Source organism: Bradyrhizobium sp. LA6.1 (assembly GCF_040547805.1).
Classification (GTDB): Bacteria; Pseudomonadota; Alphaproteobacteria; order Rhizobiales; family Xanthobacteraceae; genus Bradyrhizobium; species Bradyrhizobium barranii.
Map to the genome: position 1 here is coordinate 54,268 of NZ_JBEPQK010000023.1, position 25,975 is coordinate 80,242.

The following is a 25,975-nucleotide window of genomic DNA, read 5'->3' on the forward strand; positions in this document are numbered from 1 at the left end:
AGCCTTGGCTAAATCGACATCGACCGGAAGATTTATTGCCGCAGCATGATCAGGGGATCGGCGGTATCGGGGACTCGCCGCCATTGCGCGTTGTCATCGGCCTCGAACTGCCAGGCCTCGCCTGATTTCGACATCAGGACGATCTGGCCGCGCTCGAGCCGCCATTGCGCCGGATTGAACTGAGCAATCGCCGGATCGCATTTCGGCTTGACGAAGACCTGGAAATTGTCCGGCCCGGCTTCGGTGTTGGTCAGCGTCAGCCCGCACACCGGCTGGCCGTTGCCGCGCACCATCGACCAGTCGCCGATCATCTGGTCCATCGACTTGGCCATCGAGCGGGCTGCGGCGAGGTCCTGGAGGATGTAGACGCCCTCGCCCTGCCGCAGGCCTTCGAAGATGCCGGCCTCGACCTCGGTGAAGTCGATCACGGCTTCACCGGTCGCGTCCTGCAAACGAACGATGTCGAGGCCCCTGACGCTCCAGGCGACGATGTCCTTCGTAAAGGGCAGCGTCGTCTTGCAGGCCGGCTCCAGCTCCAGCTTGAACCCCTGCGCCGCGGCATCGCCTTTCATCGTGACGACGCAGGTCTTGCTGCGCTCGGTGGTCGAGAGCTCCCACTGCCCGGGCATCGTCTTCTTCAGGGTCGTCGCATCCTGCGCATGCGCGATGCCGATCGCGGCCACGCAGGCCGCGACGGCGAATGCAACGACCCGAAGACCTCTCATCAGCGCCCCTTGAACGGCGTTTCCGCAACCGGCGTCAACGGCGCCTTGCCGGCGAACCAGGACTTGAGGTTGTCGACCACGAGCTGATCCATCGCGTTGCGCGTCACCACCGACGCGGAGCCGATATGCGGCAGCAGCACGACGTTCTGCATGGTCTTGAGCTCGTCCGGCACGCTCGGCTCGGCCGCGAACACGTCGAGGCCGGCGGCGAGGATGGTGCCTGATTTCAGCGCCTGGACCAGCGCCGCCTCGTCGACGACCGAGCCGCGCGCCACGTTGACCAGCACGCCGCGCGGACCGAGCGCCTTCAGCACCTCGGCATTGATCATCTTGTTGGTCGAGGCGCCGCCGGGCACGATCACCATCAGCGTGTCCACCGCCTTCGCCATCTCGATCAGATCGGGATAGTGCTTGTAGGAGACGTCCTTCGACGGATTGCGGGAGTGGTAGACCACCGGCACCAGCGAGGCATCGAGCCGGCGCGCGATGGCCTGGCCGATCCGGCCCATGCCGACGATGCCGACCTTGCGGTCGCGCAGCGAGCCGACGCTGAGCGGATAGTTCTGCGTCTGCCAGAGGCCGGAGCGGACGTAGCGGTCGGCCTTGATGAACTCACGCACGGTGGAGATCAGAAGGCCCATCGCGACGTCGGCGACCTCCTCGGTCAGCACGTCGGGCGTGTTGGTGACGATGATGTTGTGCTCGGCCGCGTATTTGGCGTCGACGTGGTCGTAGCCGACGCCGAAGCTCGCCACCATCTCGATCTTGGGCAATTGCGACAGCGAGTCCCTGTCAGCACGCACCGTGTGATAGGTCACCGCCACGCCGCGGATCTTTTCGCGGATCGCCGGTGTCAGCCGCTCGAGATCGCCCCGGGTCTCCGCCTTGTGCACGACGAAATGATCGGAAAAACCGTTGTCGAGAATTGGCCGCACCGGCCCATAGATCAGAAGGTCGATCTTTTCGGACGAAATCGAACCGGTAGTCATCAGTTTTCCTTTCCAAGCGCGCTCTCGTGCCAGCGCCGTAAAACGAGGTGGGAAACTAGCGCCAGCACCCCATAGATGACAATCCCGGCCAGCGACAACAGCAGCAGCGCTGCGAACATGCGGGGTATGTTCAATCGATAGCCGGATTCGGCGATCCTGTAGGCGAGCCCGGAGCCGGCGCCGGCCGTTCCGGCCGCAATCTCAGCCACGACCGCGCCGATCAGCGACAGGCCGCCGGCAATGCGCAGGCCCCCGAGGATATAGGGCAGCGCCGCCGGCAGCTTCAGGAAGCGCAGGGTTTGCGGCGGCGAGGCGCCATAGAGCTGGAACAGGCCGGCAAGGTTGCGATCGACCGAATTCAGCCCGAGCGTGGTGTTGGACAGCACCGGGAAAAAGGCAACGATGAAGGCGCAAACGACGACCGCGGTCTGCTGCTCCAGATAGATCAGGAGCAGCGGTGCAATCGCGATGACAGGAGTCACCTGGAGGACGATTGCATAGGGGAATAGCGAATATTCCACCCATTTCGACTGGTTGAACAGCAGCGCCAGCGCGATGCCGCCGATGCTGGCGGCGACAAAACCTTCGAGCGTGGTCAGCAGCGTGGTCGCGAGCGATTGTGACAGCACCGCCCAGTCCTTGATCAACGTCAGGAAGATGACGGAGGGTGCTGGCAGAACGTAAGGCGGGATGTCCTTGATGCGGACGACCAGTTCCCAGGCCGCGAGTCCGGCTGCGAACACGATGACGGGAAGCACGAAGCGCATCGCGCGTTGCGCGCCGGATGGTTTTGCGGTGACGGCAGCTTGCGCGTTCATAGCATCGATTGCCCCGAATAGGACGGCGCCAGCGCGGCCGACACTTTCCGGCAATAATTGGAATAGGCGGCCGAGGTCCGAAACTCCTCACCGCGCGGCTCGACCGTCTCGATGCGGATATCGGCCTGGATGCGGCCGGGCCGCGCGGTCATGACCACGACCCGCTGCGACAGGTAGACGGATTCGAACACCGAATGGGTGACGAAGATGACGGTCTTGCCCAGGGCTCGCCACAGCGCAAGCAGGTCGTTGTTGAGGCGAAAGCGCGTGATCTCGTCGAGCGCGGCGAACGGCTCATCCATCAGGAGGATATCAGGGTCGGTGACGAGCGCACGCGCCAGCGACACCCGCATCTTCATGCCGCCGGAGAGCTCGCGCGGGAAAGCATCGGCGAAATCGGCAAGACCCACGCTGGCCAGCGCCTCATCGGCCCGCGCGCGCGCCTCCGCCTTCGGAACGCCTGCGAGCCTCAAGGGCAGCCGCACATTCTCGCGCACGCTGGTCCAGGGCATCAGCGTCGGCTCCTGGAACACGAAGCCGATGCCATGACCCGGCAGCACATCGCCCTCGTGGCGCGCCACCCGCACGATGCCGGACGATGGCGCGCTGAGCTCTGCGATCAGGCGCAGCGCAGTGGACTTGCCGCAACCGGACGGGCCCAGCAGCGAGATGAACTCGCCCTTGCGAACGGCAAGATCGAGCGGGCCGAGCGCCATGACGCCATTGTCATACGCCTTCGTCACGCCGCGCAGGCTGACGGCGAGAGCCGTCAGGCCGGCCTCGACCCCAGACGAGCTTTTGACGGATGACATGGACCTTGCGCTACGGCTTGCTCGGGCGCAGCTCGACGCCGACACCCTTGTTGACGAAGCGCAGCGTATAGGACTTGCGGAAGTCGAGATCCTCCTTCACGACGCCGGCCTTCACCATCTTGTTGAAGAAGGACGTGTAGCGCTCGTCGCTCATCGCGCCGATGCCGTTCTTCAAGGACTCGCCGGAATCGACGATGCCGTATTCCTTCATCTTGGCGACGGAATAGGCGAGCAGCTCGTCAGTCATCTCCGGGTTGAGCTTCTTGATCATGGCATTGCCCGCGGAATTGTCGCGGTAGATGTAATTGTACCAGCCGACCATGGAGGCATCGACGAAGCGCTGCACCAGGTCCGGCTTCTTCTCGACCATGTCGCGGCGGGTCTCGATCAGGGTCGAATAGGTGTTGAAGCCGTAATCGGCAAGCAGCAGCACATTCGGCTTGAAGCCGGCGGCCTTCTCGACCGCGAAGGGCTCGGAGGTGACGTAGCCCTGCATCGCGCTCTTGGGGTTGGCGATGAAGGGCTGCGGATTGAAATTGTAGGGACGGACGTTCTTCTCGTTGAAGCCGTATTCGGACTTCAGCCACTGGAAGTAGCTGGTCATGCCCTCCTTGGAGACGAACAAGGTCAGCGGCTTGAGATCCTCGATCTTGGCGACCTTGGCGTCCGGCTGCGTCAGCATCACCTGCGGATCCTTCTGGAAGACCGCTGCGATGGTGACGACAGGGACGTTATTCGCCACCGCGTCGAACGACATCAGCGTGTTCGCGGCCATGAAGAAATCGATCTTGCCGGCGATCAGCAGCATCCGGTTGTTCTCGTTCGGACCGCCGGGAACGATGGTGACGTCGAGCCCGTATTTCTTGTAGGTGCCGTCGGCGACCGCCTGGAAGAAACCGCCATGCTCGGCCTCGGCGACCCAGTTGGTGCCGAAGGTGACCTTGTCCAGCGTCTCGGCGCGCGCCGGCGCAAGAGAGACGCAAGCGGCCATCAAGCCCGCCGTTAACGCTCGCCGCAGATGAGAGGGGGTCATGATGGCACTCCGTCGATCGTGGCTGGCCGATGTGAGGGCAACGCGATAGAACCGCATGAAGTTCGGGGACGCGAGCCGGCCAGGCCCGCGTCCCCTGATAACCCCAAAATACGCGACAAATTCGGGCAAAGAAACCACGATGACGCCGTCCCGCGACTGGATCGACATCAACTGGGCCGATGGGAGCCTTGCAGACGTGTCGCGCTGGATCGCGGTGCTGCCGCTGGCGGCGACCGAGCAGCACGGCCCGCATCTGCCGCTCGAGACCGACGTGCTGATCGCGGACGCGTATCTCGCGCGCGTGCGCGAGCTGTTGCCCGCAAATGTTCCGGCGACGTTCCTGCCCGTTGAACCGGTCGGGATTTCCACCGAGCATATCGACTTTCCGGGCACGCAGACGCTGCCGACCGAGGTGGCGCTCAAGCGATGGACCGCAATCGGCGAGGACATCGCGCGGCGCGGCGTGAAGAAGCTCGTCATCATCACCAGCCATGGCGGCAACAGCGCGGCAATGATGCTGGTCGCGCAGGATCTTCGCGCGCATCACAAGCTCTTTGTGGTGACAACGTCGTGGTCGCGGCTGTCGGGCGCGGAGAAACTGTTCCCGGCCGATGAGGTGCGCCACGGCATTCATGGCGGCGCGGTCGAGACCTCGATCATGCTGGCACGCTATCCCGATCAGGTGCGGGTTGATGCGATCGCGGATTTTCCCGCGAGCAGCATCGCCATGGAAAAGCAGTATCGTTGGCTGTCGACGCAGCGGCCCGCGCCGTTCGCCTGGCAGGCGCAGGATCTCCACACGAGCGGCGCGATCGGCAATGCGACGCTGGCCGTCCCCGAGAAGGGCGAGCAGCTCGTCGATCAGGGTGCGCGCGCCTTTTGCGAGCTGCTGGCCGAGGTCGATAACTTCGACGTGAACAGGCTCGCCAAAGGGCCTCTCGGCTAGCTTGCATCCGACTGGAATCATTCAGGAAACAGCCGGGCTACACGCCCGCTTTTGCGGGATTCGAACCGGACGCGACAAGCCTCCGTCCAACTGGGCACGCGGACCACAACGGACCGCCTCAACCCGGATGGAGTTTCACATGTCGATCAAGACCAGGATTGCCGCCGTCGCGCTCGCTGCCCTCGCCGTCACCGGCTGCATCGTGTCCACCACCTCTTCGGCCGAAGCCAAGCAGCCCGGCTGGGTCTGGGGTGTGGGTGCCGGCATCGCCACCGCCGCTGTCGTCGGCTCCGCGATCGCCGCCAGCAACGACCCCTATTACTACGGCTATCACCGCTGCGGCTGGGTCGCCCAGTACAACGCCTTCGGCCAGTACGTCGGCCGCGTTCGTACTTGCTACTGATTTGAGTACCTGAGGCCGATCTCACGTGGATCCTGCGTTCGACACGGGCGCCTCATCCACCCCGTGTCGTGCCCCCGACCCGCCCGGCTGTCCCCCCGGGCGGGTCATTCATTTTGGACCTGAGAATTTGTTGCAGCTCCGTCACACAAGAGTGCGAACCATCCGCTGCGGCAATCCGCGCCAGTTGCTATTGCGAATTAATCGCAATAAGGTTCGCAACAAGCACAGGGGCTTGGGAAGAAATCGCGTCGAATCGGGATCGTCTGGTCCGATCGCGTGAACAACCAAGACTTCGTGACAGGGTCGCCGCGAATCTGCAGGGATATCGCGGCGAATGGGACACATTCGCGTTCGGGGGCGTGCGTTTTGAAGTTGAGAGGTCACCGACACCGGTATTTGCGAACGGCCGCGGCGATTGCCTCGGGCGTGCTGGCTTTTCCCGCCGCCGTACACGCGGCCGATCTGCCGCTGAAGGCGCCGGCGCTGAAAGCGGTCTATGACTGGACCGGCCTCTATATCGGCGCGCATGCCGGCTACAGCCGTGGCTCGTCCAGCTTCGCGCTGAACGACGGCGCCGCGATCAACGGCAACGGCGTCTTCAGCGGCATGATCGGCGGCGTGCAGGCCGGCTACAACTACCGGCTCAACTCCGGCTGGCTCGTCGGCGTCGAAGGCGATTTTTCGTTTCCCAATTACATCACCTCCAACTCGATCGTTTCCTTCCTCGCGACACCTGCCAACACGGTCATCCAGCAGTGGGACTACACCGCCAGCCTGCGCGGCCGCGTCGGCTACACCAGCGGACCGTGGCTCGTCTATGCCACCGGCGGCTTTGCGTGGATGGGCGAGCGCTATTTCGACACCCCGGCCGCAGGCGACGTACCGAAAATCCTGAACACGCGGGCCGGCTGGATCGCGGGCGCAGGCATCGAATACGGCTTCGCGCCGCACTGGAGTGCGCGGCTCGAATATCTCTACAGCCGCTTCGACGGCGCCAACGTCGCCTTCTCCACCGGCGCCCAATACACGTCATCATCGCTCGACTTCCAGTCGGTCAGGGTCGGCCTCAACCGCAAGGTCGATTGGCCGGGCATGCCGAGCTACAACCCGAAGAGCTCCCTGATCGACACTGAATCGGATCGCTGGGAGATTCACGGCCAGAGCACCTATCTGCCGCAAGGCTATCCATCGTTCCCTGCCCTCTACAGCGGAACCAACTCTCTCTCTCCCTCGACGCAGGTCAAGGCGACCTGGAGCAACAGCCTGTTCCTGAACGCGCGGCTGTGGGACGGTGGCGAGGTCTATTACAATCCCGAACTGCTCCAGGGATTTGGATTGAACGACACGGTCGGGGCGGCCGGCTTCCCGAACGGCGAAGCGCAGAAATCGAACTTCCCCTACCCGCACTACAACACCTCGCGCCTGTTCGTGCGCCAGACGCTCGGCTTTGGCGGCGAACAGGAAGAACTCGCGAGCGGCCAATTGCAGCTTGGGCAGAAGGTCGACATTTCCCGGCTCACCGTGCAGGCCGGCAAGTTCGCGGTGATCGACGTGTTCGACGGCAATGCCTTTGCCAAGGACACCCGCAAGGATTTCATGAACTGGTCGCTGTGGGCGCCGGGTGCCTTCGACTACTCCGCCGACAAGGTCGGTCTCACCTATGGCGTCACCGCCGAGCTCAACCAGAAGCAATGGGCGCTGCGCGGCGGCTATTTCCTGATGGTCGCGGAGTCCAATTCGAATCATTTCGACACCAGGGTCGGGGAACGCGGTCAGTACGCGATCGAGCTGGAGACGCGGTTCTCGCTGCTCGGCCAACCTGGCAAGCTCAGGACCATGGGCTGGGTCGACAGCGCCAACATGGGCAGCTTCCGCGAGACGCTGGACAATCCTGCGCTCAATCTCGATATCGCGCAGACCCGCCGCGGCCGCCTCAAGGTCGGCTACGTCGTCAACCTCGAGCAGGCGATCACAGAGGATATCGGGCTGTTCGGCCGCTGGAGCTGGAACGACGGCAAGACCGAAACACTCGCCTTCACCGACATCAACAGCAGCCTGGCCGGCGGACTGTCGATCAAGGGCACGAAATGGGGCCGGCCTGACGACGTCGTCGGCATCGGCGGCGCGGTCAATGCCATCTCGCAGGATTATCGCGACTTCCTGGCCGCCGGCGGCCTCGGTGTTCTCATCGGCGACGGCGCTCTCAACTACCGCAAGGAGCGCATCCTTGAGGCCTACTATGCCTATTCGGTGAACAAGAACGTCACGCTCACCGCGGACTATCAATTGATCACAAACCCGGCCTATAACGCCGACCGCGGGCCGGTCTCGATCTTCTCGGGCCGCCTGCACGCAGAGTTCTAGCCCAAAATTCCAGCCCAAGGGCGGGCCGATGAAGCCGAGAGATATCCGCACGGCCGCGATCGGCCGGGCGCTACTCCCCAATGTCTGGGACGTCGCGGCGCTGATCCTCGTGATCGGCGCCATGGTCCTGATCGTCTATGGCGGCGAGCAGACCACGGTGCCGCTGTCCGAGCTCGAGCGCGCACCGGTCACGCTCGATCCGGCAAACCTTCCGCTTTACGCCTTGCGTACCGTCTTACGGATGCTTCTAGCCATCGTCTGTTCGACGGTCTTCACCTTCATCTACGCGGCGATCGCAGCCAAGAGCCGGCGAGCCGAATTGGTGATGATCCCGCTGCTGGATATTTTGCAATCCGTCCCGATCCTGGGCTTCCTCACCTTCACCGTCGTGTTCTTCATGAATTTGTTTCCGGGGCAGGTGCTCGGCGCCGAGCTCGCCTCGGTGTTCGCGATCTTCACCAGCCAGGCCTGGAACATGACGTTCAGCCTGTACCAGTCGATCCGCAACGTTCCAAAGGATCTGGAAGAGGCCACGCAAAGCTTCCATTTGTCCGGCTGGCAGCGCTTCTGGCGCCTCGACGTCCCCTTCGCGATGCCCGGCCTGATCTGGAACGCGATGATGTCGATGTCGGGCGGCTGGTTCTTCGTGGTGGCCTCGGAGGCGATCACGGTCGGCAACACCACGGTGACGCTGCCGGGCATCGGCTCCTATGTCGCGATGGCAATTCAGCAGCAGGATTTGCCGGCGATCCTCTACGCCATGCTGGCGATGCTGCTCGTGATCATCGCCTATGATCAGCTGCTGTTCCGCCCTATCGTCGCCTGGGCCGACAAATTCCGCTTCGAGCAGACCGCCTCAGGCGAGGCGCCGGCCTCCTGGATGCTCGACCTGTTCCGCCGGACTCGGGCGCTGCGTGCGCTGACCCTTCCTTTCGCGGCGCTGAACCGCGCGATCTCGAACTTGCGCATTCCGCTGCCGAAGCTGCCGCCCGCGGCACCAGGTAAAGACCAGACGTCACGCCTCGTCGATACGGTCTGGATCGCATTGATCCTCGGCGGCACGGCCTATGCCGCCTGGCTGACCTATCGCTATCTCTCGGCCAGTCTCGGAATGTCCGACGTTCTTGTCGTCATCAGGGACGGGCTCATCACGTTGTTGCGCGTCGCCATCCTGATCACCCTCGCCACGCTGATCTGGGTGCCGGTTGGCGTGTGGATCGGGCTACGCCCGAAGCTCGCCGAACGAATCCAGCCGCTGGCCCAGTTTCTGGCGGCCTTCCCGGCCAATCTCGCCTTCCCCGTCTTTGTCGTCGCCATTGTCAGCTTCAAGCTCAATCCAGACATCTGGCTGAGCCCGCTGATGATCCTGGGCACGCAGTGGTACATCCTGTTCAACGTGATCGCGGGCGCGAGCGCCTTTCCGACCGATCTGCGCGAAGCCGCCGGCAGCTTCCATCTCCGGGGATGGCGATGGTGGTTCAAGGTGATACTGCCCGGCGTCTTTCCTTATTACATCACCGGCGCGATCACGGCGTCCGGCGGCTCCTGGAATGCGTCGATCGTCGCGGAGGTCGCAAGCTGGGGCGACACGCATCTGAAGGCCACCGGGCTCGGTGCCTATATTGCTTCCGCCACGGAAGCCGGTGACTTCCCGCGCGTCGTGCTCGGAATTGCCACGATGTGCATTCTGGTGACGTTGTTCAATCGTCTGGTCTGGCGGCCGCTCTATGCCTTCGGCGAGCGTCGCCTGCGGCTCGGCTGACGAGGAGACCATCATGCTCGATCAACCCTCTGCGCTCATCGACATCCGCGGTGTCTGCCGATCCTTCCCGAAAGGCAGCGGCGAACAGCTCCTGGTGCTGGATAAGGTCGACCTGACGATTCGCTCGGGCGAGATCGTCGGCCTGCTCGGCCGATCCGGCTCCGGCAAGTCCACCTTGCTGCGGATCATCGCCGGTCTGGTCAGCCCGTCTGCGGGACAGGCGACCTGTCGCGGCGAGATCATCGTCGGGCCGCCGAACGGCGTCGCCATGGTGTTCCAGTCATTCGCGTTGTTTCCCTGGTTGACCGTGCTCCAGAACGTCGAGCTCGGGCTCGAAGCGCTGGGCGTCGATGCCACCGAGCGCCACAAGCGCGCTCTTGCTGCGATCGACCTGATCGGCCTTGACGGGTTTGAGTCCGCCTTCCCGAAGGAACTGTCGGGTGGCATGCGGCAGCGCGTCGGCTTCGCCCGCGCGCTGGTGGTGCATCCGGACCTCCTGCTGATGGACGAGCCGTTCTCGGCACTCGACGTCCTCACGGCCGAGACGCTGCGCACGGACCTGATCGACCTCTGGATCGAGGGCCGGTTGCCGATCAAATCGATCCTGATGGTGACGCACAATATCGAGGAGGCGGTCCTGATGTGCGATCGCATCCTGGTGTTCTCATCCAATCCGGGGCGTGTCGCCGCCGAGATCAAGGTCGACATGCCACATCCGCGCAACCGGCTCGACCCCCATTTCCGGCAGCTCGTCGACAACATCTACGCGCGCATGACCCAGCGCGCCGAACCGAAGGCGCCCCCCGTCGAAGGCATCCTGGGCTCCGGTGTCGGCATGACCCTGCACCACGTGTCGTCCAACGTGCTGTCGGGCCTGATCGAGACGCTGGCGGGGCCGCCCTATCACGGACACGCCGACCTGCCCGTGCTCGCAAGCCAGCTCCAGCTCGAGGCCGACGAGATCCTCCACCTCGGTGAGTCCCTGCAACTGCTGCGCTTCGCCCAGCTGAGCGAAGGTGACCTGATGCTCACCGACACGGGCAAGCGTTTTGCCCATCTCGAAACCGACGCACGCAAGAAGCTGTTCGCCGAACATCTCGTCACTTACGTGCCGGTGATGGGATTGATTCGCCGCGTGCTCGACGAACGTCCCTCCCATACCGCCCCCGCGGCACGGTTCCGCAACGAGCTCGAGGACTACATGTCCGAGGACTATGCGGACGAGACGCTCAGGACCGTCGTGTCCTGGGGACGTTATGGCGAGCTGTTCGCATATGACGAGCAGTCGGAGACGTTCAGCCTCGAAAACCCGGGCGAGAGCGCTTGATCCGCCTGCGGCAATTTGGTCGGGAACCGGACAAATTGTGCATCGAGTTCATATATAAGGGGCTTGGTCCGGCGTTCGCCGGGTCAAGTATCCCTTCTCCTTGCGCACAATGTTGTCCGTCGAAATCATCATCGTCGTCGTCCTGATCGTCATTAACGGCCTGTTGTCCATGTCCGAGCTGGCCGTGGTCTCGTCCCGCCCGGCCCGGCTGTCGCTGCTCGCGGCCAAGGGGGTGCGCGGCGCCGAGCGGGCGCTGACGCTGGCGGCCGACCCCGGAAAGTTCCTCTCGACGGTGCAGATCGGTATCACGCTGGTCGGCGTGCTCTCGGGCGCGTTCTCCGGCGCGACGCTCGGACAGCGGCTGACGCAATGGCTGGTCGAGCTCGGCCTGTCCTCGGGGATTGCCGACATCGTCGGCGTCGGCATCGTGGTCACGCTGATCACCTACGCCACCCTGATCGTCGGCGAGCTGGTGCCGAAGCAGGTGGCGCTGCGCGACCCCGAGAGCATCGCGGTCAAGGTCGCGCCCGCGATGCACGTTCTGGCGCGGATCTCGCTGCCGCTCGTCTTCCTGCTCGATCTCTCCGGCAAGCTGATCCTCACGCTGCTCGGCCGCGGCGGCAAGGCCGAGGAGAAGGTCTCGGAGGACGAGATCCATCATCTCGTCAGCGAAGCCGAGAACGCGGGCGTGCTGGAGTCGGGCGAAAAGGAGATGATCGCGGGCGTCATGCGGCTCGGCGACCGGCCGGTCGGCGCGATCATGACGCCGCGCACGGAGGTCAACGAGATCGATCTGAACGATGCGCCGGAGGCCATTCAAGCGACCATCGCGAAGAGCCCGCATTCGCGCTTTCCTGTCTCGGACGGCGATCGCGACAAGCCGATCGGCGTGCTCCAGGCCAAGGACCTGCTGGTCGCCTACATGAACGAGCGCACGCCGGATCTGCGAGCGCTGGTGCGCGAGGCGCCCGGCATTCCGGCATCAGCCGACGCCCGCGACGTGCTGGCGATCCTGAAAGCCGCTCCGGTTCATGTCGGCCTGGTCTACGACGAATACGGCGCCTTCGAGGGTATCGTGACGACGGCTGACATTCTGGAATCGATCGTCGGCGCCTTCCATTCCGAGGAGGGACCGCCGGAGCCGGCCTATGTCAGGCGCGATGACGGCTCGCTGCTGGTCTCCGGCTGGATGCCGGTCGACGAGTTCGGCGAGTTGCTCGGCGTCGAGCTGCCGCCGCACCGCTACAACACGGTGGCGGGCCTGGTGCTGCAACAGTTCAACGTGCTGCCCAATGTCGGCGATGCCTTCGACTTCGCCGGCTGGCATATCGAGGTGGTCGATCTCGACGGACGCAGGATCGACAAGATTCTGGCGGGCCGGTTGAGTGAGGTCGAGACGGGGTGATTGCGCACCCAACCCTCCACCCGTCGTCCCGGACAAGCGCGCCCTAAGCGCGCGCCGATCCAACGCAGACCGCTCACCCGAACCGCACCCCGATCCGCTTCTCCTTGCGCCAGACGACCGTGCAGGCGAGATGCGTTCCGTCGGCCTGGATCACCAGGGTGAAGCGCTCAGGGATACCGACCGGACTGGTGACATCGAGCGCGGCACCCGTATCGGAGAAATTGCGGACGGTGCAGTCGATCGCGCCGCCGCCGAACTCGATGGTTCCGGCTTTCAGCACGCGATGCCTGGCTTTGTCGCGTCGCTCGTCCATGGGGCCAATTTACACCCCAAGCTGACACAGACGTTAAAACACAACCACAATCCCCGATGAATTTTCACCGCCGTAGGACGCGGCCGTATCATGCGGTGACCCCTACGGCGCCGGCTGGAACGTCTCCGCCCGCGCCATCTGCCAGGCTTCACGGAAGCGCGGATCTTCGGTGCCTTCGAGCAGCTCGCCCGGACGCAGCGACGGATAGAGCTGCGCAAAGGATCGCACCTGGGTGGTCGATGTCCGCTGGCTGAAGTGGATCGGGCGCAGCTGCTGCGGATGTTCGAGACCGGCCGCTGCGATCAGCTCGGTGAGCGAGTGCAGCGTGGCGTGGTGATAATTATGCACGCGGTCGATCTTGAGCGGCACGTAGAGCGCACGCGCACGCGTCGGGTCCTGGGTCGCAACCCCGGTCGGGCAGCGGTCGGTGTGGCAGCTCAGCGACTGGATGCAGCCGAGCGAGAACATGAAGCCGCGCGCCGAATTGCAATAGTCGGCGCCAATCGCCATCGCCCGCGCCATGTCGAAGGCGGTCGCGATCTTGCCGGACGCACCTATCCTGATGCGGTCGCGCGCGTTGATGCCGACCAGCGCGTTGTGGACGAAATTGACGCCCTCGCGCATCGGCATGCCGAGGTGATCCATGAACTCCAGCGGCGCCGCGCCGGTGCCGCCTTCATTGCCGTCAACGACGATGAAATCAGGATAGATGCCGGTCTCCAGCATCGCCTTGCAGATCGCCAGGAATTCCCAGGGATGACCGATGCACAGCTTGAAGCCGGCCGGCTTGCCGCCGGACAAGCGCCGCATCTCGGCGATGAACTGCATCATGCCAACAGGCGTGGAGAAGGCGCGGTGCGAGGCCGGCGAAATGCAGTCCTCGCCCATCGTGACGCCGCGGATTTTTGAGATCTCCTCCGACACCTTCGCAGCCGGCAGCACGCCGCCATGGCCGGGCTTGGCGCCCTGGCTGATCTTGAGCTCGACCATCTTGATCTGGTCCTGGCTCGCGACGCGGGCGAATGCCTCCGGATCGAACGTACCGTCGAGATGACGGCAACCGAAATAGCCGGAGCCGATCTCCCAGATGATGTCGCCGCCCATCTCGCGATGGTAGGGGCTGAAGCCGCCCTCGCCGGTGTCATGCGCGAAGCCGCCCTTCCTGGCGCCGGCATTGAGCGCGCGCACGGCGTTCGGGCTGAGCGCGCCGAAGCTCATCGCGGAGATGTTGAACACCGATGCCGAATATGGCTTTGCGCAATCGGGGCCGCCAATGGTGACGCGAAACTTCTCCTCGGCGTGCGTCTTTGGCGAGACCGAGTGATGCATCCACTCGTAGCCCTCGCGGTAGACGTCCTCCTGGGTGCCGAACGGGCGCTTGTCGAGCTCCATCTTGGCGCGCTGATAGACCAGCGAGCGGGTATCGCGCGAGAACGGCATGCCGTCCTTCTCGCTCTCGAAGAAATACTGCCGCATTTCCGGGCGTATCTCTTCGAGCAGAAAACGGATATGCGCCGAGATCGGATAGTTGCGCAGCACCGCGTGACTCTTCTGCATGAGATCGCGGACGCCGAGCAGCGTGAGAGCGCCGAAGATCGCGATCGGGATCAGCAGGATGTCGAAGATCTTGCCATCGGCGAGGCCGATGCCGATCAGCAGCGCGGTGACGACCGCGCAGATGGTCAGCACGATGAAACGCGGCGAGAACGGCAGCAGCAGGGTTTCCATCAGCCCTTCGGGCGAAGCTTGCGTCTTGTTATCGTTGGCCACGACCACATCCCTCTCGTCAGTCTGACAGGGCATGATACGCCCGCGCCACGTCCATGGTTATGACGCGGCCCCCGCCTTGAGGCTACCGAATCCGGATGCCGCAAATCAATCCATCCCGCGACGGGCTTCGCAGTGCAATAGATTCAAATGAAATGACAAATCAGTGACCATGAGGCTGCGCCTCGTGCGGAATGACGCCGTGCTGCTCGAGGCCGCCTCGCGCCAGCCAGGCATCGGTGCTCGCGACCGCACGCTCGATATGGTCGTCGGTCCGCGAAAAATCGTAGGGCGATCCCACCAGCGGACAGAGCGGCGGCACCACGACATATTCGATGTCGGACGCCACCCCCTCGAGCTCCGCCACCAATTGCCGGGCGATCAGCAGCGTCAGCGCATGCAGGGCATTGGCAACCGCGCCCACCGGCGGATCCTTCACCGCGCAGGCGTGCCCGGTCGGCAGCACGACCAGCCGTTTTGCGCCTTTCCTGATCGCGACCCGGACCGGGGTGTTCGAGGAGATCGCACCGTCGGCGAGGAACCGATTGCGGTAGTAGACCGGCGAGAACGCGCCGGGGATCGCAGTGGACGCCAGGATCGCGTCCACCGTCGCCCCCTCCGACAACACCACGCTCTCTCCGGAGACGAAATCGGTGGTGACGATGTGCACCGGAAGCGCGGCATCCTCAAGGTTGCGATAGGGGATGTGGTCCTCGACCAGCTTGCGGATGCCGTCATGGGGAATCAGGAAATCGCGCCGCCACATGAATCCGGCGAGGCTCTTCCAGGTGACCGGGAAGACATCATGACGCTTCAGGCCGCGCCAGACGGCTTCAAGCCCGAGCACGCCCTTGAGCGAGGGGTCGCCGGCATAATAGGCGCCGTTGATCGCGCCGACGCTGGAGCCGACGACGAGATCGGCGACGACCCCGTGCCGCGCCAGTGAATGCATCATGCCGACCTGGATCGCTCCAAAACTGCCGCCGCCCGCCAGCACGAAGGCAGTCGGTTTCGGCGGACCATGATCGATCACGGACAAGATTTGCGCAGCTCCCCAGATCTCGCATTGCAACATCGCGGCGAGATTTTGGCGCGAGCTTATAACAAGGTGCTCGCGAGACGCGCCAATAACAAAGTCGGGGGAGGATGGTGAGGGACGTGGATGGCTGGCGAGTGTGTGAGAGGCGAAATGGCAGCCCCACACTCAACTGACGTCCCCGCGAACGCGGGGACCCATAACCACAGGGAGAGGTTGTCGCGCGAGCTGATAACCACTAGCCGTCGCCAAACCACGTCCTGTGGTTATGGGTCCCGGGCTCGCGCTTCCGCCTTCGCTCTTCGAGCTACGGCGGACAAGTCGCGCGCCCCGGGACGACACCGATGTTTTGGCTACGGAGCGTCAATCAAAAGCCGAACGGCGCTTACCGCTCGACGAACGCCTTCTCGATCACAAAATGGCCGGGCTTGTTGCCGCTTCCCTCGATGAAATCGCGGCCTTCGAACATCACCTTCAGCTCTTCCAGCATCGCCGGGCTGCCGCACATCATGATGCGATCGGTTTCGATATCGAGCGGCCCCTGTCCGATATCGTTGAAGATCTGCTCGGAGTTGATGAGGTCGGTGATGCGGCCGCGGTTCTTGAACGGCTCGCGGGTCACGGTCGGATAGTAGATCAGCTTGTCCGCCAGCAGCTCCCCGAACAGCTCGTCCTCGCGCAAGGAAGCAACCAGCTTCTCGCCATAGGCAAGCTCGGAGACCTGGCGGCAGCCATGCACCAGCACGATGCTGTCGAACTGGTCGTAGACCTCGGGGTCCTTGATCAGGCTGGCGAAGGGCGCGAGACCGGTGCCGGTCGAGAGCAGCATCAGCCGCTTGCCGGGAATGAGGTTGTCGGTGATCAGCGTGCCGGTCGCCTTGCGGCCGACCAGGATGGTGTCGCCTTCCTTGATCTTCTGCAGGCGCGAGGTCAGCGGACCGTCCTGAACCTTGATCGAGAAGAACTCGAGCTCTTCCTCGTGGTTGGCGCTCGCCATGCTGTAGGCGCGCAGCAGCGGACGGCCGTCGACCTCGAGGCCGATCATGGCGAACTGGCCGTTCTGGAAGCGGAAGCCGGTGTCGCGCGTGGCGCGGAAGCTGAACAGCGTGTCGGTCCAGTGCTGGACGGAAAGAACCTTCTCTCGGTAAAACGCGCTCATGATTTTCGATATTCCGAATAATTGCGGTTTTAGGGCAAAAGCGTTGCCCGGCCCCTGAAAGCGGGGCGGACACCATTGCCATGGCGGAGGATTTCGCGTGTGTGATCTACGCCATTGAGGCCAATAATCAACCTCGTTCCGGATGCAATTGATGCCGCTCAAACCGGCATGTGCGGCGGAAATGGCCCCATCATTAATGAATCTGCTGTCGGGGATGCGCCGCGGGTAATTTCTTTTCCCTTCAGGGCCTGATCGCAGCACTTAATTTCCGTCGCGCTCGCGAGAATTTCATTAAGAATAGCTCTGACTTTCACCCCGGTTTGGCGCCGTTTCCCGCATTTTTGCGGCTTTTGGCGACAGGAACGACTGAACACATGGCAAGCGGCGAGCGGATCTTCGTCCAGGCGATCAGGCGCTATTGCGCGACCCATGGCATCGCGCTCGATGTCCGCGCCGGCGGCTGGCTGCTCGCGATGCGCAGCCGCGCGAAGCGCCACTTCGCGTTCGGCTACGACATCGGCCTCAACAGCGCCATCGCGCACCGCCTCGCCAACGACAAATCGGCCACTGCCGAGGTGCTGGTGCTTGAGGGCGTGCCATGCATTCCCCATCGCCTCTTCCTCAACCCCAAGCTGGGCAAGAACGTTGTTGGCCCCAATTGGCGAGACGCCATGCTCGAGCTGCTTCACGACCATCCGCAAGGCGTGGTGGTGAAGCCGAACGAAGGAACATCGGGGCGCTCGGTGTTCAAGGTGACGACAGAGGCGGAACTCGACCACGCGGCTGCCGAGGTCTTTTCGATGAGCGCCGGACTCGTGATCTCGCCCTATGTCGCGATCGAGCAAGAGGTGCGCGTGATCCTGCTCGATGATGCGCCGCTCGTCGTCTACAGCAAGCAGCGTGGGTCGGATTGGCGACACAATCTCGATGCCGGCGCAAAGCCGGTGCTGCTGGAGGACGACAAGGTTCGTACGGCCTGCGTGAAGCTCGCGACCGATGCCGCGAGCGCCATCGGCATCGCCTTTGCGTCAATTGACGTGATCCGTGTCGATGGCGAGTGGCGGGTGCTGGAAATCAATTCCGGCGTGATGATGGAAGCGCTGGCGAAGCTGCATCCGGAGCTGGTGCAGGCGACGTACGACGCGGCGCTGGATCGGGTGTTTGGGGCATAACGTTGATTGAACGCTCGCGACAAAGTGCGCTGCGTCCCCTCTCCCCTTGTGGGAGAGGGTGGCTCGCCGCGTAGCGGCGAGACGGGTGAGGGGTCTCTCTCCTCAACGTAGATTTAACGTGCGGATAGAGACCCCTCATCCGGCGCTTCGCGCCACCTTCTCCCACAAGGGGAGAAGGAAGTAAGCGCTAATTATTCGCGCTCGCGGAATCGTCCATCGCCTTGAAGGCTTCCTCCAGCTGCAGGGAGATCGGCACGTTCAGGCGTTCGCCGGTGGGCAGCCGCGCGGTGAACCATTTGTTGTAGAGCGGAACGAGATCGCGATTGGAGCCGAGCTTGCGGAAGGTGCGGTCGACCACCGCCGTCAGCTGAGGCTCGCCCTTCCTGAACATGATGCCGTAAGGGTCATAGGACAGGTAATCGCCGGTGACGCGGAACTTGTCCTGCGCCTTGTGGCGCGCGATCAGGCCGGAGAGCAGGATGTCGTCGGTCGCGAACGCATCGGCCTTGCCGTCGACGAGCATCTGGTAGGACTGCTCGTGATCCGGCGAGGTGACGATGTTGAGGCCGAGCGAGGACTTCTTGTCGGCCGCCTGGATCGCCTGCTCGTTGGTGGTGCCCTTCGTCACCACCACGGTCTTGCCCTTCAGATCGGTCAACGACTGGACCTTTGACGCCTTCGGCACCATCAGCTTGGTGCCGGCGACGAACATCAAAGGCGAGAACGCGACGCGCTTGCCCCGCTCGGCATTGGCGGTGGTCGAACCGCATTCCAGGTCGATCTTGTTCTGGAGCACGGCGTCGATGCGGTCGTCCGAGGTGACCTTGACGTAGTCGATCTTCAGATCGGGATCGTCGACCTCGACGCCGATCTCCTCGACGATGGCCTCGCAGAGTTCGAGGCTGTAGCCGATCGGGCGGCCTGACTGGTCGAGGAAGGAGAACGGCGGCGAGCTCTCGCGATAGCCGAGCCGCACGGTGTGCCTGTTCTTGATGGCCGACAGCGTCGGGCTAAGCCCTTCGCTGCCGCCGGTCTGGGCGGAGGCGCCGGTTGCCAGCAGGCACGCCGCCAGCAACAGGCCACCCGATATCGCCGTTGAAAGGCGCATGATGCACTCCCGTCAATGGCCGGCCATCGCGGGCAGTTCGCCCGGAACCATGTCCGGCGTCGTCGCTTCGCCGGGTCCGAGCTCGTGCTCGGGCCCGAGCTCACCTTCCCACTTCGCGACCACGGCGGTCGCGAGCGAATTGCCGATGACATTGGTGGCGCTGCGTCCCATGTCGAGGAACGTGTCAATGCCCATGATCATCAGCAGGCCTGCCTCGGGGATGCCGAACTGCGACAGCGTCGAGGCGATCACCACGAGGGATGCGCGCGGCACGCCGGCAACGCCCTTGGAGGTGATCATCAACGTCGCGAGCATCGCCAGCTGCGTCGCGAGCGACATCTCGATGTGGTAGGTCTGCGCGATGAAGATGCTCGCGAAGGTGCAGTACATCATCGTGCCGTCGAGATTGAAGGAGTAACCGAGCGGCAGCACGAAGCTCGAGATCCGCGACGACGCGCCGAACTTGGTCAGCCCCTCCAGCGTCTTCGGATAGGCCGCTTCCGAGCTCGCGGTGGAGAACGCGATCATCAGGGGTTCGCGGATCAGCTTCAAGAGATGGCTGTAGCGCGGCCCGATCACCATAAAGCCGACAATCATCAGGATGACCCACAGGATCCCAAGCGCGAGATAGAAGCCACCCATGAAGACGATGAGCTTCCACAGCACGCCGAGGCCGTTCTTGGCGACAGTGGCCGTGATGGCGGCCCATACCGCGAGCGGGGCGAACAGCATCACATAGCTCGTCACCTTGAGCATGATGTGAGCGACGTCGTCGATCATTGCCAGGATCGGCTTCGACCGTTCGGGCATCGAGCCCATCGCCACCGAGAAGAACACGGCGAAGATCACGATCTGCAGGATCTCGTTCTGCGCCATGGCGTCGGCGATCGAGGTCGGGATCAGATGGGTCAGGAATTTTTCGATCGAGAAGGCCGAGACCGGCAAGCCGGTCGATTGCCCCGCCTGCGGCAGCGTGCCGGGGAAGTTCGCGCCGGGCTGGAGCAGATTGACCATGACGAGGCCGAGCAGCAGCGACACGAAGGACGCGCTGACGAACCAGCCCATGGTCTTGGCGAAGATGCGCCCGAGCCGCGAGCCGCTGCCCATATGCGCGATGCCACCGACCAGCGTCGCAAACACCAGCGGCGCGATGATCATCTTGATCAGGCGCAGGAACATCATGGCGATCAGGTTGATGGAGGAAGCCCATTCGGCTCTGGTGTCAGGCAGGAAGTTGAAGATCGCCGCCCCCATGACGATGCCCAGCACCATCGCGGCCAGAATGTATTGCGTAAACTTGTTCGACATCGCTTACCCCCACCTACACCGGCGCTTCATGATGTCGCAGATATGACGACGACGCAACACGCTTGGCGTGCTCGCGCGATGGCCTGATGTTCCCGTTGCGAAACGGGTCGGCGCGATCTAGCCTTCATGCAGCGCACAACGAATGCGGCTTGCACGTTTTCTTTGCGGCGGCTGCATCAATAATCGTCAAGCAAACGAAGAGGAAACGCCATGAGCAGCAGCATCAATCGCCAGATTCTTCTGGTCGAAAAGCCCAGCGGCAAGCTCGGTGCCGAGCACTTCAAGATGGTCGAGGGTGCGATGCCGGAGCCGAAGGACGGCGAGGCCTTGCTGCAGGTGCGTTACATCTCGCTCGACGCCGCCAACCGCGCCTGGATGCATGGCGCGACCTATCGCTCCGCGGTCGAGGCCAACAGCGTGATGGCCGGCGGCGGCATCGCTGAGGTCGTCAGCTCGAAGGCGCCGGGGCTGGCTGCCGGCGACATCGTGTTCGGCGACACCGGCTGGCAGGAGTTTGCCGCGGTGCCGGCAAAGCATCTCACGAAAATGCCGAAGCTCGAACCGATGACGCATCTGCTCAGCGTGTTCGGCATCGCCGGCCTCACCGCCTATTTCGGCCTGCTGGAGGTCGGCAAGCCCAAAGAGGGCGAGACCGTCGTGGTGTCCGCGGCGGCCGGCTCGGTCGGCTCGATCGTCGGGCAGATCGCCAAGATCAAGGGATGTCGCGTGATCGGCATCGCCGGCGGCGCCGACAAGTGCAACTGGCTGACCTCCGAGCTCGGCTTCGATGCCGCCGTCGACTACAAGGACGGCGCGGTGTTCAAGGCCCTTCGCGCGGCCGCGCCAAAAGGCATCGACGTCTATTTCGACAATGTCGGCGGCGACATTCTGGAAGCCTGCCTGCCGCAGATGAACAATTACGGCCGCATCGCCTGCTGCGGCGCGATCTCGCAATATGACGGCGCGCCTGCCGCGCACGGCCCGCGTGGCGTGCCCGGCCTGATCGTGGTGAAGCGGCTCGTCATGCAGGGCTTCATCGTGATGGACTACATGAAGGAGAGCCAGCGCGCGCTCGCCGACCTCCAGGGCTGGGTCGCATCCGGCAAGCTGAAGGTGCAGGAGGACATCATCGACGGATTGGAGAATACGCCGAAGGCGCTGATCGGATTGCTGGCGGGAGAGAACCGCGGCAAGCGCATGGTCAAGCTCTGACGCCGTATTGTTTGAGCATGATCTCCGCGCCAACGCGTTCCGCGTTTGTCGCGAGGGAAAGCCGCGGCACACTTTTCCGGATCATGCTCTAGTTGCGTCGCAATTGCGCCCGTATAATCTACTTGCGGTAGAGGCCGAGGCAGCCAATGATGCTGCACGCGGCATCACCCGCAATGATTGCTTGCATTACATTTAAAAATCGTCGGCGTGACCGACAGGGCAGGGAATTTACCCAAATGTTCAACACGTTGAAACATGCATCAACGCGTCGCGCGCTGCTGGCGGCAACGCTCTTCGCAACTGCAACAGGCGCATTCGCGCAAGCGCCGACCGAGGCTCAGAAGAGCGCCATCCGCTCCGCATGCCGCTCGGACTTCATGGCGCACTGCGCGAGTGTCACGCCCGGCGGCGTGGAGGCCTATCAATGTCTCCAGAAGAACATGTCCAGCCTGTCATCGGGATGCCAGACCGCGGTTCGCGCGGTCGAGCCCGCTGCGGCGCCGAAGACTGAAGCTGCACCCGCCAAATCTGAACCGGCAAAGACCGAAGCGGCCCCCGCCGCCGCAGCCGCTCCGAAAGCGGCGGCGTCAAAGCAGCCGAGCAGCACGCAGATTGCCGCGGTCAAGAGCGCGTGCCGCGCCGATTATCCCAAGGTGTGCGCCAGCGTGCCGCCGGGTGGCGCCCCCGCCCTCGAATGTCTCGAGAAGAACAAGGCCAAGGTTTCGCCGGCCTGTGAGAAGGCGGTGAGCGCCGCAACCGGTGGCGGCGGCGCTGCTGCGACAGCAGCACCTGCGGGCGCAGCTCCTGCGGCAGCAGCACCGGCGGCGGCGCCGGCCGTGATCGTTCTGCGCCCGCTACGGCCGCGCGAAGAACTGTTCATCGTGCGCTCGGCCTGCGGTGCCGACATCCGCACGCTCTGCGCCGGCGTCGCGCCGGGCGGGGGCCGCATCGTGCAATGCATCTCCAGCAATGCCGCGTCGCTGTCACCCGCCTGCAAGGAAGTGCTGGCGCCATTCGCGGCGCGATAAGCGGCGCGGGATTGCGCGCCAAGCGCGCGCCACCGACCGGCCGCGCGCGAATGAATTTTCGCGCGCCTGCCGCGACAAACCCTTTGCAAGTAACCGATTTCGATCACGACAAGACCGGAGAAAGACATGCGTTCATTTCTGCTTATTGCTGCCGCGCTCCTCGCCTTCGGCGCGAGCATGACCTTTGAGTCTACCGATGCCAACGCGGTGGTGTGCGCCCGCGGCGTCTACCGCGCCGGCTGTGCCGGGCCGAATGCGGCCGTCGTGGTGCGCAAGCCGGTTCCCGCGGTCCGCTGTACCAGGGTGCTGGTGAACGGCGTCTACGTGAAGCGCTGCGTCTGACCCCGGATGGCCAAGCTCGCGCGGTTTGGCTATGGTTCGCAACGTCACTGCCCCGGACACGCGCCTGGCGCGTGTCCGGGAGTAAGCTTCGACGCGCCCCGCCTTCGATAATTCCGCTGGCGCGGACGGCCGGAGCACATTAGTGTACCCCTAGATAGTAAGTATACTGTCAATTAGGGAGGCAGACGTTGCGGATCGCCGTGATTGGCGGGGGGCCCGGTGGGCTCTATTTCGCCTATCTCTGGAAAAAGCGTCACCCCGAGGATCAAGTCGACCTGTTCGAACAGAACCCGGCCGACGCGACCTGGGGCTTTGGCGTCGTGTTCTCCGATCAGGCCCTGGAATTCCTGCGCGCCGACGACCCCGAAACGGTCGATGCGATCGCGCCGCATATGGAGAGCTGGGAGAACATCACGCTGAACCTTCACGGCGACAGCGTCGCCATCGACGGCGTCGGCTTCTCCTCGATCGGCAGGCTGGAGCTCCTGCAGTTCCTCCAGCAGCGCGCGCTCGACGCCGGCGTCACGCCGCGCTTCGACACGCAGATCCACGCCATCGACCAGCTCAACGGCCACGACCTGATCGTCGCGGCCGACGGGCTGAATTCGCTGGTGCGGCGCGCCTATGAGGGCGATTTCGGCACGTCGCTGTCCTACTCCTCCAACAAGTTCGTCTGGTACGGGACCTCGAAACGCTTCGACACGCTGTCGCAGACCTTCGTGAAGACGGACCGCGGCGCCTTCAATGCCCATCACTATCGCTACTCCCCGACCATGAGCACCTTCCTGGTCGAATGCGACCACGCGACATGGCAGGCCTATGGCTTCGCCTACAAGGATGCCGAGCAGTGCAAGGGCGTCTGCGAGGAGGTCTTTGCCGACACGCTGGGCGGCCACTGCCTGGTCTCCAACAAGTCGGTCTGGCGCAACTTTCCCTGGGTCTGGAACGAGCACTGGTCGTTCAAGAACATGGTGCTGCTCGGCGACGCCCTGCACTCGGCGCATTTCTCCATCGGCTCGGGGACGCGGCTCGCGATCGAGGACGCCATTGCGCTGGTCAAGGCGCTGGAGTCGGATGCGCATCTGTCGACCGCGCTGCACCGTTATCAGGCCGCGCGAAAACCGGTGGTGCAGAAGCTCGTCAATGCCGCGCGCACCTCGGCCTTCTGGTACGAGCACTTCGCCCAGCACATGCAGCTCGGCCTGATGGACTTCGCCTACAGCTACATCACCCGCTCCGGCCGTATCGACGACCCCCGGCTGCGCGCGATGTCGCCCGCCTTCATGACGCGCTACGAGGCCGAGAAGAACGGCGGAGATGCCGCATGAGCAGCGAGATCCGCGACCAGGTGCCCGCCGACGGCCCGGGCGCCCGTGAAATCGGCTTTGCCATTCCGCAAACCTACAATGCCAGCCGCGTGCTGTTCGACCAGCTCGCCAAGGGCCGCGGCGACAAGCCTGCGCTGATCGGACCCGCGGGGACCCGCAGCTATTCCGAGCTTTGCGCGGAAGCTTGCCGCTGGGGCAACGGTTTCGCGTCGCTTGGCCTGAAGCGCGGCGACCGCGTGCTGCTGTTCCTCGACGATACCCCGGCCTATCCGGCCGCATTCTTCGGCGCGGTGCGCGCCGGCTTCGTGCCGCTCCTGATCAACACGCTGACGCCGCCGGACCTGCTGCAATTCTATCTCGCCGATTCCGGCGCGGCGGTCGCGGTGGCGGATGCCGAATTCGCGACGCGCTTCGATGCGGAGGCCTGCGCGGCGACCTGCCTGCGCACGCTGATCGTCGTCAACGGCGAAGCGCGCGGCCACGCCGCGCCGGCGGCGATCGCGGCGCCCGGCTGGCTCGCGCAGTTCCCGGCCGAGCTCGCGGAAGCGGACACCCATCGCGACGAGATGGCGTTCTGGATGTACTCCTCCGGCTCGACCGGCCGGCCCAAGGGCATCGTGCATCTCCAGCACGACATGGCCTACAGCGATGCCGCCTTTGCACAGAACGTGCTGAAGCTGACGCCCGGCGACATCTGCTTCTCGGTGCCGAAGATCTTCTTCGCCTACGGTTTCGGCAACTCCGTCACCTTCCCGTTCTCCGCGGGTGCCGCGACGCTGCTGCTGCCGGGCCAGCCGAAGCCTGCATCGATCTTTGCCGCGATCGAGCAATACAAGCCGACGGTCTTCTTCGGCCTGCCGACGCTGTACACCTCACTGACCAAGGCGGAGGGGGCAGACAAGACCAACTTCTCGTCGCTGCGCATGTCGCTTTCGGCGGCCGAGGTCTTGTCTGCGGACGTCTTCAACGGCTGGAAGACGCTCACCGGCCTCGAAATCGTCGAAGGCCTCGGCTCGACCGAGGTGCTGCACATCTATCTCTCCAACCGCCCCGCGCAGAAGAAGCTCGGCGCCGCGGGCCTGCGCGTGCCAGGCTACGAGGTCGCGCTGCGCGACAAGGACGGCCGCGACGTCGCCGACGACCAGGAAGGCATCTTGTGGGTGCGCGGCGATTCCAACACACCGCTGTACTGGAACCGACCGGACAAATCCGCCGAGACCATCCGCGAGGGCGGCTGGATCTACACCGGCGACCGCTTCGTCCGCGATGCCGACGGCTTCCACTTCTTCCGCGGCCGTGCCGACGACCTCATCAAGATCTCAGGCCAATGGGTCTACCCGCTCGAAGTCGAGCTGTGCCTCGCCGACCACCCCGATATCCGCGAATGCGCCGTGTTCGCCGCCGAGCTGCCGGACCGGCGCATGACGCTGAAGGCGGTGGTGGTGATGAACAACCGCGCGACCGATCAGAATGAGGCGACGCGGCGGCTGCAGGATTACGTCAAGGGCAAGCTGCTTCCCTACAAATATCCGCGCGAGGTGATCTTCATCGACGAGCTGCCGAAGACGGGGACGGGGAAGATCGATCGGCAGGCGTTGTTGAGGATGTGAGGCCAGCA

At 63.9% G+C, this 25,975-nt stretch carries 23 protein-coding genes; 12 read left to right on the forward strand and 11 right to left on the reverse strand.

Features of this window, described 5'->3' with window-relative positions; genetic code table 11:
* Positions 1-32: 32 nt before the first annotated feature.
* Genes ABIB99_RS38185 through ABIB99_RS38205 form a run of 5 tightly spaced genes read right to left on the reverse strand, consistent with a single transcriptional unit; the run spans position 33 to position 4,377 of the window.
* Complete coding sequence (locus tag ABIB99_RS38185; RefSeq protein WP_085402675.1) at positions 33-725, reverse strand: AprI/Inh family metalloprotease inhibitor; 693 nt, start codon at positions 723-725, stop codon at positions 33-35.
* Entirely contained in the window at positions 725-1,714 is a 990-nt protein-coding gene (locus tag ABIB99_RS38190; RefSeq protein WP_085402676.1) for a 2-hydroxyacid dehydrogenase, read from the reverse strand. Before ABIB99_RS38190 ends, ABIB99_RS38185 begins: the two co-directional genes overlap by 1 nt.
* On the reverse strand, positions 1,714-2,532 hold the full coding sequence (locus ABIB99_RS38195) for an ABC transporter permease (RefSeq protein ID WP_038942786.1): 819 nt from the start codon (positions 2,530-2,532) through the stop codon (positions 1,714-1,716). Before ABIB99_RS38195 ends, ABIB99_RS38190 begins: the two co-directional genes overlap by 1 nt.
* A complete protein-coding gene (locus tag ABIB99_RS38200) occupies positions 2,529-3,344 on the reverse strand; it encodes an ABC transporter ATP-binding protein (protein WP_063980698.1) in 816 nt (271 codons plus the stop codon). The genes ABIB99_RS38195 and ABIB99_RS38200 overlap by 4 nt, the downstream gene beginning before the upstream one ends.
* 10 nt (positions 3,345-3,354) lie before the next feature.
* Entirely contained in the window at positions 3,355-4,377 is a 1,023-nt protein-coding gene (locus ABIB99_RS38205; RefSeq protein ID WP_354180858.1) for an ABC transporter substrate-binding protein, read from the reverse strand.
* Positions 4,378-4,516: 139 nt separating this feature from the next.
* Between ABIB99_RS38205 and ABIB99_RS38210 the strand changes: the two genes are divergently transcribed.
* From ABIB99_RS38210 to ABIB99_RS38235, 6 genes are all read left to right on the forward strand, one after another.
* Positions 4,517-5,323 carry a creatininase family protein gene (locus tag ABIB99_RS38210; RefSeq protein ID WP_071908411.1) on the forward strand — a complete coding sequence of 269 codons (807 nt, stop codon included), beginning with the start codon at positions 4,517-4,519 and terminating at the stop codon, positions 5,321-5,323.
* A 139-nt stretch (positions 5,324-5,462) separates the two neighbouring features.
* Positions 5,463-5,726, forward strand: coding sequence for a hypothetical protein (locus ABIB99_RS38215; RefSeq protein WP_071908412.1), 264 nt, complete (start codon positions 5,463-5,465; stop codon positions 5,724-5,726).
* A 396-nt stretch (positions 5,727-6,122) separates the two neighbouring features.
* Positions 6,123-8,090 carry a carbohydrate porin gene (locus tag ABIB99_RS38220; RefSeq protein ID WP_354180861.1) on the forward strand — a complete coding sequence of 656 codons (1,968 nt, stop codon included), beginning with the start codon at positions 6,123-6,125 and terminating at the stop codon, positions 8,088-8,090.
* A 28-nt stretch (positions 8,091-8,118) separates the two neighbouring features.
* Positions 8,119-9,852, forward strand: coding sequence for an ABC transporter permease (locus ABIB99_RS38225; protein WP_354180863.1), 1,734 nt, complete (start codon positions 8,119-8,121; stop codon positions 9,850-9,852).
* A gap of 13 nt (positions 9,853-9,865) precedes the next feature.
* The gene (locus ABIB99_RS38230) at positions 9,866-11,179 is read left to right on the forward strand and encodes an ABC transporter ATP-binding protein (protein ID WP_063986036.1); all 1,314 of its coding nucleotides are present in this window, start codon (positions 9,866-9,868) and stop codon (positions 11,177-11,179) included.
* A 109-nt stretch (positions 11,180-11,288) separates the two neighbouring features.
* Positions 11,289-12,584: a hemolysin family protein gene (locus ABIB99_RS38235; RefSeq protein ID WP_354180865.1), complete on the forward strand. Its 1,296-nt coding sequence runs from the start codon at positions 11,289-11,291 to the stop codon at positions 12,582-12,584.
* Positions 12,585-12,657: 73 nt separating this feature from the next.
* On the opposite strand, the gene ABIB99_RS38240 is transcribed toward ABIB99_RS38235, so the two are convergent.
* The 4 genes from ABIB99_RS38240 to ABIB99_RS38255 form a co-directional block, all read right to left on the reverse strand.
* The gene (locus tag ABIB99_RS38240) at positions 12,658-12,897 is read right to left on the reverse strand and encodes a PilZ domain-containing protein (protein ID WP_028159962.1); all 240 of its coding nucleotides are present in this window, start codon (positions 12,895-12,897) and stop codon (positions 12,658-12,660) included.
* A gap of 102 nt (positions 12,898-12,999) precedes the next feature.
* Positions 13,000-14,625 (reverse strand): FMN-binding glutamate synthase family protein, encoded by a 1,626-nt coding sequence (locus tag ABIB99_RS38245; protein WP_063986035.1) that lies wholly within the window; start codon positions 14,623-14,625, stop codon positions 13,000-13,002.
* Positions 14,626-14,827: 202 nt separating this feature from the next.
* On the reverse strand, positions 14,828-15,739 hold the full coding sequence (locus ABIB99_RS38250; RefSeq protein ID WP_502917545.1) for a patatin-like phospholipase family protein: 912 nt from the start codon (positions 15,737-15,739) through the stop codon (positions 14,828-14,830).
* Between the two features lie 346 nt (positions 15,740-16,085).
* A complete protein-coding gene (locus tag ABIB99_RS38255) occupies positions 16,086-16,859 on the reverse strand; it encodes a ferredoxin--NADP reductase (RefSeq protein WP_014490313.1) in 774 nt (257 codons plus the stop codon).
* 374 nt (positions 16,860-17,233) lie between these two features.
* Between ABIB99_RS38255 and ABIB99_RS38260 the strand changes: the two genes are divergently transcribed.
* Positions 17,234-18,031, forward strand: a complete 798-nt coding sequence (locus ABIB99_RS38260) for an ATP-grasp domain-containing protein (RefSeq protein WP_354180868.1) — start codon at positions 17,234-17,236, stop codon at positions 18,029-18,031.
* Between the two features lie 187 nt (positions 18,032-18,218).
* Here the strand turns inward: ABIB99_RS38260 and ABIB99_RS38265 are convergent, their stop codons facing one another.
* On the reverse strand, positions 18,219-19,139 hold the full coding sequence (locus ABIB99_RS38265) for an amino acid ABC transporter substrate-binding protein (RefSeq protein ID WP_063980690.1): 921 nt from the start codon (positions 19,137-19,139) through the stop codon (positions 18,219-18,221).
* A gap of 12 nt (positions 19,140-19,151) precedes the next feature.
* Positions 19,152-20,447 (reverse strand): dicarboxylate/amino acid:cation symporter, encoded by a 1,296-nt coding sequence (locus ABIB99_RS38270; protein ID WP_166074360.1) that lies wholly within the window; start codon positions 20,445-20,447, stop codon positions 19,152-19,154.
* Between the two features lie 210 nt (positions 20,448-20,657).
* Between ABIB99_RS38270 and ABIB99_RS38275 the strand changes: the two genes are divergently transcribed.
* From ABIB99_RS38275 to ABIB99_RS38295, 5 genes are all read left to right on the forward strand, one after another.
* Positions 20,658-21,659 (forward strand): NADP-dependent oxidoreductase, encoded by a 1,002-nt coding sequence (locus ABIB99_RS38275; RefSeq protein ID WP_354180871.1) that lies wholly within the window; start codon positions 20,658-20,660, stop codon positions 21,657-21,659.
* A gap of 236 nt (positions 21,660-21,895) precedes the next feature.
* Positions 21,896-22,687 (forward strand): cysteine rich repeat-containing protein, encoded by a 792-nt coding sequence (locus ABIB99_RS38280; RefSeq protein WP_354180873.1) that lies wholly within the window; start codon positions 21,896-21,898, stop codon positions 22,685-22,687.
* 126 nt (positions 22,688-22,813) lie between these two features.
* Complete coding sequence (locus ABIB99_RS38285) at positions 22,814-23,029, forward strand: hypothetical protein (protein WP_028148322.1); 216 nt, start codon at positions 22,814-22,816, stop codon at positions 23,027-23,029.
* 188 nt (positions 23,030-23,217) lie between these two features.
* Positions 23,218-24,357 carry an FAD-dependent monooxygenase gene (locus tag ABIB99_RS38290; protein WP_063980686.1) on the forward strand — a complete coding sequence of 380 codons (1,140 nt, stop codon included), beginning with the start codon at positions 23,218-23,220 and terminating at the stop codon, positions 24,355-24,357.
* A complete protein-coding gene (locus ABIB99_RS38295) occupies positions 24,354-25,967 on the forward strand; it encodes a benzoate-CoA ligase family protein (RefSeq protein ID WP_354180876.1) in 1,614 nt (537 codons plus the stop codon). The genes ABIB99_RS38290 and ABIB99_RS38295 overlap by 4 nt, the downstream gene beginning before the upstream one ends.
* Positions 25,968-25,975 lie beyond the last annotated feature (8 nt).

Coding starts and splice junctions, on each gene's coding strand:
- ABIB99_RS38265 (WP_063980690.1), bottom strand. CDS start 19,139: ATGCGCCTTTCAACGGCGATATCGGGTGGCCTGTTGCTGGCGGCGTGC.
- ABIB99_RS38205 (WP_354180858.1), bottom strand. CDS start 4,377: ATGACCCCCTCTCATCTGCGGCGAGCGTTAACGGCGGGCTTGATGGCC.
- ABIB99_RS38235 (WP_354180865.1), top strand. CDS start 11,289: ATGTTGTCCGTCGAAATCATCATCGTCGTCGTCCTGATCGTCATTAAC.
- ABIB99_RS38200 (WP_063980698.1), bottom strand. CDS start 3,344: ATGTCATCCGTCAAAAGCTCGTCTGGGGTCGAGGCCGGCCTGACGGCT.
- ABIB99_RS38225 (WP_354180863.1), top strand. CDS start 8,119: ATGAAGCCGAGAGATATCCGCACGGCCGCGATCGGCCGGGCGCTACTC.
- ABIB99_RS38230 (WP_063986036.1), top strand. CDS start 9,866: ATGCTCGATCAACCCTCTGCGCTCATCGACATCCGCGGTGTCTGCCGA.
- ABIB99_RS38280 (WP_354180873.1), top strand. CDS start 21,896: ATGTTCAACACGTTGAAACATGCATCAACGCGTCGCGCGCTGCTGGCG.
- ABIB99_RS38240 (WP_028159962.1), bottom strand. CDS start 12,897: ATGGACGAGCGACGCGACAAAGCCAGGCATCGCGTGCTGAAAGCCGGA.
- ABIB99_RS38285 (WP_028148322.1), top strand. CDS start 22,814: ATGCGTTCATTTCTGCTTATTGCTGCCGCGCTCCTCGCCTTCGGCGCG.
- ABIB99_RS38255 (WP_014490313.1), bottom strand. CDS start 16,859: ATGAGCGCGTTTTACCGAGAGAAGGTTCTTTCCGTCCAGCACTGGACC.
- ABIB99_RS38260 (WP_354180868.1), top strand. CDS start 17,234: ATGGCAAGCGGCGAGCGGATCTTCGTCCAGGCGATCAGGCGCTATTGC.
- ABIB99_RS38270 (WP_166074360.1), bottom strand. CDS start 20,447: ATGTCGAACAAGTTTACGCAATACATTCTGGCCGCGATGGTGCTGGGC.
- ABIB99_RS38215 (WP_071908412.1), top strand. CDS start 5,463: ATGTCGATCAAGACCAGGATTGCCGCCGTCGCGCTCGCTGCCCTCGCC.
- ABIB99_RS38185 (WP_085402675.1), bottom strand. CDS start 725: ATGAGAGGTCTTCGGGTCGTTGCATTCGCCGTCGCGGCCTGCGTGGCC.
- ABIB99_RS38275 (WP_354180871.1), top strand. CDS start 20,658: ATGAGCAGCAGCATCAATCGCCAGATTCTTCTGGTCGAAAAGCCCAGC.
- ABIB99_RS38295 (WP_354180876.1), top strand. CDS start 24,354: ATGAGCAGCGAGATCCGCGACCAGGTGCCCGCCGACGGCCCGGGCGCC.
- ABIB99_RS38195 (WP_038942786.1), bottom strand. CDS start 2,532: ATGAACGCGCAAGCTGCCGTCACCGCAAAACCATCCGGCGCGCAACGC.
- ABIB99_RS38190 (WP_085402676.1), bottom strand. CDS start 1,714: ATGACTACCGGTTCGATTTCGTCCGAAAAGATCGACCTTCTGATCTAT.
- ABIB99_RS38210 (WP_071908411.1), top strand. CDS start 4,517: ATGACGCCGTCCCGCGACTGGATCGACATCAACTGGGCCGATGGGAGC.
- ABIB99_RS38245 (WP_063986035.1), bottom strand. CDS start 14,625: ATGGAAACCCTGCTGCTGCCGTTCTCGCCGCGTTTCATCGTGCTGACC.
- ABIB99_RS38250 (WP_502917545.1), bottom strand. CDS start 15,739: ATGTTGCAATGCGAGATCTGGGGAGCTGCGCAAATCTTGTCCGTGATC.